The sequence below is a fragment of the Marinomonas sp. 5E14-1 genome, from assembly GCF_039939215.1.
Taxonomy (GTDB): Bacteria; Pseudomonadota; Gammaproteobacteria; order Pseudomonadales; family Marinomonadaceae; genus Marinomonas.
In genome coordinates this window covers 1-5449 of sequence record NZ_JBDXMW010000026.1, presented here as the reverse complement: position 1 = coordinate 5449, position 5449 = coordinate 1, and the positions used below count along the sequence as shown (strand labels likewise).

At 39.8% G+C, this 5449-nt stretch carries 2 protein-coding genes and 1 tRNA gene; 1 reads left to right on the top strand and 2 read right to left on the bottom strand.

Annotated features, from left to right (window positions below; all coding sequences use genetic code 11):
- Positions 1–6: 6 nt before the first annotated feature.
- A tRNA-Met gene (locus ABFY09_RS15055) sits at positions 7–83 on the bottom strand.
- Between the two features lie 267 nt (positions 84–350).
- Here ABFY09_RS15055 and msrA point away from each other — a divergent pair.
- Positions 351–1010: a peptide-methionine (S)-S-oxide reductase MsrA gene (gene msrA, locus ABFY09_RS15050; protein ID WP_347985096.1), complete on the top strand. Its 660-nt coding sequence runs from the start codon at positions 351–353 to the stop codon at positions 1008–1010.
- An 81-nt stretch (positions 1011–1091) separates the two neighbouring features.
- Here the strand turns inward: msrA and ABFY09_RS15045 are convergent, their stop codons facing one another.
- Positions 1092–5393, bottom strand: coding sequence for a cadherin-like domain-containing protein (locus ABFY09_RS15045; RefSeq protein ID WP_347985095.1), 4302 nt, complete (start codon positions 5391–5393; stop codon positions 1092–1094).
- Positions 5394–5449: the final 56 nt, after the last annotated feature.

The window sequence follows — 5449 nt, the reverse complement described above, 5'->3', positions numbered from 1 at the left end:
ATTAGTTGGTTGCGGGAGCCGGATTCGAACCAACGACCTTCGGGTTATGAGCCCGACGAGCTACCAGACTGCTCCATCCCGCGACTAATCTTCGCTAACTTTTACCATTCCTATAATGGTGCCTAGCTTAACAAAACTGCTTAGCTCGTGTTAACGAGGTGCGTATTATAGGTAGATAAAACAAGGAGTCAAGGCCAGTTAACAAATAACACGAGATTAGTTTTAAGAATCATCTTTTTTACTTATTGTGAAGCTAACCATATAAAACTTGAAAGTACTTGTATCAGCTCTATTCTGGCTGTAAAAAGATAACCATTAAAAATTTCAACCATTTTTTAAAGGAGTCAAAAATGTCAGACAATATTAACGACATTTTGAAAAAATCCATGATCCCAGAAAAAGAGCAAGCTCTTCCTGGTAGAAGCACCCCTCTCAGTATCTCTGGCATCAGTGTGATTAATAACGAACCTTTTATTCGTACGCCGAAGGAAAACGAAGCGGAAGTAATTTTAGGTATGGGGTGTTTTTGGGGAGCAGAACGACAACTTTGGAATACACCAGGTGTTATCGTTACTTCCGTTGGCTACGCCGGCGGTTACACGCCTAACCCAACCTATGAAGAAACCTGCTCAGGACAAACAGGACACAGTGAAGTAGTACAAGTCGTTTTCGATACTTCTGCCACGTCATTAGAAGACATCTTAAAAGTCTTTTGGGAAAACCACGACCCAACCCAAGGCATGAGACAAGGCAATGATGTGGGCAGCCAATATCGCTCTGTCATCTATTATAAAAATGCAGCAGATTTAGCCATCATTAAAACTAGCAAAAATGCTTACCAAAAAGTCCTTATCGAATCAGGGCATGGCATGATTACAACAGAAATCGAACTACTTGATGTATATTACTTCGCAGAAGAATATCACCAGCAGTATCTACACAAAAACCCAAATGGCTATTGCGGATTAAATGGAACAGGTGTTAGCTGCCCTATTGGCCTGACTCGTTAAGCATTTTATTTCTTACAAATTGTAGAGACCAAAAAAGCCGAACTGGAAATTCCAGTTCGGCTTTTTAATCAATGCTATTTACTAACCATCGATGTTGATCGGATTTTCAATACTTTCAGTAGCATCAATGCTGCTCGTAGTAGAGTAAGAATTACTAGCATCAGAACTGCTCTCCTCTGCTACACTACTAGACTCTTCATTGGAATCAGATGCAGGCTCCTCATTCAAATAATCTTGAATCTCATCCTTTTCATCAGTATCAACAAGAAGGTCTGAAGCTTCTAACGTCTCCTCAGTATCCGTTTCTGAGGTTGAATCTTCCACTATTGAACTGGTATCTTCGGTTTCCCCGCCTTCCTCTCCAAAGATAACCTCATCATCTAAGCTACCAAGTAACGTATCTTCAGCTTCAGCACCAGACTCCGCATTTTCAATTTCAATATCAGATTCAGCGACTTCAACTTCCGTACTATCACCCTCAGATTCAACAACTTCAGGACCAGATTCAACTTCCGTCTCAACAACTTCAAGATCAGACTCAACGTCAAGATCAGACTCAACAACGTCAAGATCAGGTTCGGCTCCTTCAGCCTCAATAACATCTGTAGATAATACGTCATCAGATACTGATAGCTCATCTGTACTAGATAGACCTAATAGATAACTTTCATAAGCATCACTATTCCCTTGAATAACAGTGATAGTGCCATCACTACCTATAGCAATAATATTTTCAAAATTAGAAATATTACTTAGATCTTGATTCACATCGCTTAAGACAATCGTATCATTATCACCTTCACCAGCATCAACAGAACCAAGCACACCCAATGACAAAATAACAAGATTATTACCGCCAGTAAGAGTAATAGAAGCCTCGCTATTAATATCACCTTCAATAATAACTGTATTATTACCACTTTCTGCCGTTATAGCACCGCTCAAGGAGCCATTTAAGGATACAAAATTATTATCATCACTTAGAACAATATCATCAGACTTATCATCGCTTTCTTCTGCAGATGCAAGATCAGAAGATTCAACTTCATTCTCTAGATCGCTTTCTTCCGCATTTGCAGAATCAGTCACCATAAAGCTACTAACCATAACTCGACTTGCTGTGTCGACCTCTTCCTGAGCAGAAGATTCAATGCTACCAGACACATCCAAGTTTGGTAATTCAACACTACTTTTGATAACTAAGTTTTCAATAGATGTTTCATTAACACCTACATCAATACTATAGCTTCCATCATCGTTCACTGTTAATACAGCACCATCAAGTTCAAGCGATGCTTCAGCAGGAATACCGGTTAAATAAACCGTTGAATTTTCAACACTAGTATCTGGGTTATCAATCACAACACTTAACATATACGAAAATATTGAAGTTCCAATATCAGTTGATGTACCACTTCCAGAAGAATAAGAAGTAAAAGCAGTTGCATCACCTTTCACTACTGTACCGTCACCTAACATAATATTTTCAAAAGTTAATAGCGCTCCCTGAATATTATCTACATTATCTGTATAATCATCCTCTGTATAAGCTTTTAAGATTATAGAGTCCGTTCCACCTTCACCTTTTATGTAAACATTATCTCCAAACGTCCCACCAATCACTACAAAATCATCATCACTTCCCATGGTGATTGTAGTATTTTGACCAACACCACCATCTACAATTAGAGTATCTTCACCTGAATTAGCATTAATTGACCCTTTGACATCTCCACCAACATAGATTTCATCACTATCAGATCCACCTGTAATTGTATTCCTAACAGTATCTCCAACAGAAATATAGTTACTTCCTTCACCTAAACTTACAGTTCCTGATAAGTCCCCACCAATTTGAACCTCATCGCTTCCAGAGCCTGCATTGATATTAGAACTAGTTTCTACGGTTCCATCTACAATCAGTTTGTCATCACCATCACCTAAACCAATAGAAGCACTTACATCATTACCTACATAGACTTCATCATTTCCGGCCCCTGCATCTATATAGCCTTCAACTCGATCTCCAACAAGTAATTTATCGTCCCCAGCTCCCAACTGAACACCACCTGCGGAATAAACATCATCTCCAACAACAACTTGGTCATCACCACCTTTTGTCTGTAGAGACTGAATAACATCACCTGCAATGTACACTTTCTCATCATCATCAGTAAAACTAACCCATTGTGTATAGTCGTCAGCATCATAATGATCAGCATCACTTGATGAGAATCCATCCCAAGACTCAGATTCACTAGATGTCGTACTTTCCACGCCCTCAGAAACAGTAACCGTAACAGTTGGCTGTATGTCACTTGTAGCTGAAGTTACTTCAAACGATGCAGTTGCAGTATCGTATCCACCATTACCGTCTGTAATAATATAATCAAAGCTTGCTATACCAGTAAATCCTTCCGTAGGTATAAAGACAATATTACCATCGACTAAAGTTGCACTACCGTTTTGAAAATTACTAATTTCAGTAATAGATAAATCATCTCCATCAGTATCAGTATCATTTGCTAACAATGTATCAGCAGAAATAATAATAGATTGGTCATCAGTAGAAGCTGAAGGAGTGGTATTTATACTACTTAACATGCTGGAATCTAGTGTTGAATAAGTACTACCTCCATCAGAACTAATCATTGGCTGGAAGATATAATCACCACCCTGATCCCACCAAACCATATCAATGGAATAGTACCCATCTTCTGAAATGGTGAATTCATCATGACTTGTTAATGTTTCTGGCTGAATATTGCTAACAGAAGCTACATCATTACCATCTATTAGTATCTGATAACCGTCATCCGCATTAACTTGGAAGTTATAAGTACCAGCTGCCAAGTAAATATAACCCTGAAGATGAATACCACCATCAGTATTATCACCCGGATCAGAACTTAATGTCGCAGCATCATCATCTAGAAATTCCTGTAAATTTGTTCCAGTCGCAACACTTGTTTGCTGAGTAATTGGATCATTAGAGGAGTAATAAATATTAGTTGCATTAAATGTCGCTGTAGGATCATTACCTTCAACAATTGCTAAAAACTCAGCTAAGCTACCAATCTGACCATCCGTACCATAATATTCACCAACAAGCCCTGCAAAGCCAGAATCCAACGTACTCACACTATCATCTACAGCAACAGGAGCCGCATTTTCATCAGTGTCAGTGTCAGTGTCAGTGTCAGTGTCAGTGTCAGTATCACCAACTCTGATGATTTGAGATGTTTGTGCCGTAGAATCACCGTCGGTTGACGTTACTGTAACTTCAATATCAAAGTCAGCCGTAGCAGCATCAACTTTGACTTGTAACCCAGTAACTTCATCTGCTGTTAAGCTATAATCACCATCGCTACTAGCATCAATCACTTCACCATTAGCATCTAGCAATTCTGCACCATCAGGTAATTCAGAAATGGTATAACTTAATGTTTCACTACCATCAATATCCGTTTGAGTACCTACAATACTTAACTGGCTAATGTAATCCAGAGATTCAACGCTGGCCTGAATATTTGTAATATTCACAACCTCAACATTAGCTGTAGAAGCCACATCAAATTGAACTGTAGCCTTACCGTCATCATCTAATGTCACCGAATAAGAGTTTGTCTGGCTATGGCTATCAGGGTTATTGCCATTTTGCTCATACGTAAATTGCCCCTGTAACTCGCCATTAATTGACACAAAGTAGATGTCAGCTGTCTCTTCATCAGATCTTCTAGAATTTCTTTCTCCATCTTCCCAACCCCCAGTAATCAAAGAATCAAAGCTTATAGTAACTTCTTGCCCTGCGTACTCTTCACCAAAGTCAAATTCACGGGAAACTGAATCAGTCAATACATTAGTACTGTTTACGATGTTGTCTCCCGACGTGCCCAGATCATCAATGTCATTTTGATTCAAAGTAACAACGCCTAGGGAAACTCCATCAGATAGCTCAACATCTAGAGTAGGAGCATCGGCTACCGCATTGACAGTTACCGAAACATTTGCTTCTGAAGTTAGCTCACCATTAGAAATAGTGTAGTTAATAGTAACTTCTCCACTGAAGTCAGTAGCAGGTGTAAACTGAAGTCGACCATCAACAATTTCTACTGTTCCTTTATCTTCAGAAGAGACCTCGGCATCCAAAATAATTAGCTCATCATTTTCAGCGCTAGTATCATTCGCCAAAACATCAATAGTAATAACAGTATCTTCATCACCACTTACAGCATCATCAACAGCAACCGGCGCTTGACTCGCTGTCGTGTCGACTACCGCGCTGTCTGTGCCTGCTGCTGACGTATTGCCCGCCGCGTCTGTGATCGTCGCACTCACCGTAATCGTCTCGCCTTCTGCTGGCGCCGCTACCGTGGTCAACACTTCGTCTGCTGTAATTTGAGCCGCTGTCAGTACGATCTCTGCGCCATTCACTGTCA